This is a genomic window from Streptomyces europaeiscabiei, from assembly GCF_001550375.1.
GTDB classification, from domain to species: Bacteria; Actinomycetota; Actinomycetes; order Streptomycetales; family Streptomycetaceae; genus Streptomyces; species Streptomyces europaeiscabiei.
The window spans coordinates 1-1,786 of record NZ_LRTR01000530.1 but is presented as its reverse complement, the minus strand read 5'-3'; the positions used below and the strand labels follow the sequence as shown (position 1 = coordinate 1,786).

2 protein-coding genes are annotated in these 1,786 nt (G+C 74.0%); both read right to left on the bottom strand.

The window, feature by feature from the left end:
• On the bottom strand, window positions 1-1,038 hold a 1,038-nt coding region (locus AWZ10_RS26165), incomplete at its 3' end, for an ABC transporter permease (protein WP_060892143.1).
• On the bottom strand, window positions 1,035-1,786 hold a 752-nt coding region (locus tag AWZ10_RS26160), incomplete at its 5' end, for an ATP-binding cassette domain-containing protein (protein WP_159058337.1). The genes AWZ10_RS26165 and AWZ10_RS26160, both read right to left, overlap by 4 nt.

Genomic DNA, 1,786 nt, shown 5'->3' with positions numbered 1-1,786 from the left:
GACGCCGGTGCGCGTCCGGCGGCGGGCGGCGTATCCGGCGAGGCCGACGGCGAGGAGCAGGGTGGCGCCGTGGAACAGGGGCACCGTCCAGAAGTCGGCGCCCATCTGGGCGATGCCGGTGAGACCGACGGCGAGGACGGTGACGGCGACGAGGGTGCCCAGGGCGTTGGGACGGCCCGGTTTGATCGCGGTGGAGCCGAGGAGGGCCCCGACGAAGGCGGGCAGCAGATAGTCGAGGCCGACGCTCGGATTGCCGATCTGCTGCTGGGCCGCGAGCAGCACCCCGGCGAGGCCGACGATCAGACCGGACGCGGCGAACGCGCAGACGGTGTACTTGCGGACGGGGATGCCGACGAGGTCCGCGGCGCGCGGGTTCGACCCGACGACGTACAGGTACCGGCCGATCGGCAGCCGCTCCAGCACCAGCCAGAGGGCGACCGCGAGCGCCAGCACGTAGAAGGCGGGGACCGGGAGGCCGAGGAACGTGGAGGTGTAGAGGTCGGTGAAGGCGGGCGGGAGGCCCTGAGGGCCGGGGACGATCCGGCTGCCGTCGGTGATCCAGCCGGTCACGGCGTACATCATGCTGCCGGTGCCGAGGGTGGCGATGAAGGAGTCGATCCGGCCGAACTCGACGATGACACCGTTGAGGACGCCCACGACCGTCCCGCCCACGACCACGGCGAGGCAGGCGAACGGCCAGGGCCAGCCGGCGTCGACGACGAGGTACAGCACCATGACGTGCGCCAGGCCGAGTCCGTAGCCGATGGAGAGGTCGAACGCGCCGGTCACCATGGGAACCATGGCGGCGAGCGCGAGGACGGCCGGGATCGACTGGGTGGAGAGGATCGAGTCGACGGTGTCCAGGGTGGGGAAGGTGCGCGGCAGGGCCAGGGAGAAGATCAGGACGAGCAGGGCGGTGAGGGCCGGAAGGCCGTAGGCGCCGATGACGTGCCCGCCCGGGCCGCCGCGGGCGCCGAGCCTTCTGGACGGGCGCGGTCGACTCGGACGCGGTGCCGACGGGGAGGGTGGGGTGGTCACGGGTTCGTCGCGCTTCCGACGGGGGGCATGGCCGAGGCCGCCCGGGTCAGTCCCGCGACCGTGAGTGCCGGCCCGGTCAGCTCCGCCGTCACGGCTCCGCGGACGAAGACCAGGGCGCGCCCGCACACCCCCACGACCTCCTCGAAGTCGGTGGAGATGAGGAGGACCGCGAGGCCTTTGGCCAGCGCCTCGTCGAGCAGGCGATGGACGGCCGCCTTGGCGCCGATGTCCACGCTCGCCGTCGGCTCCTCCAGGATCAGCAGGCGCAGACCGGTCCGGAGCCAGCGGCCGATCATGACCTTCTGCTGGTTTCCGCCGGAAAGCGTGGCGATGGCGGCCTCGCTGTCGCGGGGCCGCACCGAGAACCGTTCGATCAGGGCGGCGGCCGCGGCGCGTTCACGGCGGGGGCCGATCCAGCGCGGCGTCGGCCCGTCTCCGGCGCGGGGGTTGGCCAACAGGTTCTCCCGTACGGTCAGTTCGGCGAGGCAGCCCTCCCGCTGCCGGTCGCCGGGTACGAAGGCGACACCGCGTCCGACGGCGTCGGCGACCGTACGGGGGCGGTACGGGCCGCCGTCGAGGAGGACCCGGCCGCCCAGGAGGGGCCGGGCGCCGGCGAGGGCCCGGCCGAGGTCCATGTGCCCGGCACCCGAGAGACCGACCAGGCCGAGGGCCTCCCCGGCTCTCAGCTGCGGGTCGACCGGGCCCGCGCCGGGGGTCCGTACGCCGTGGAGGGCCAGGACCGCGGGGC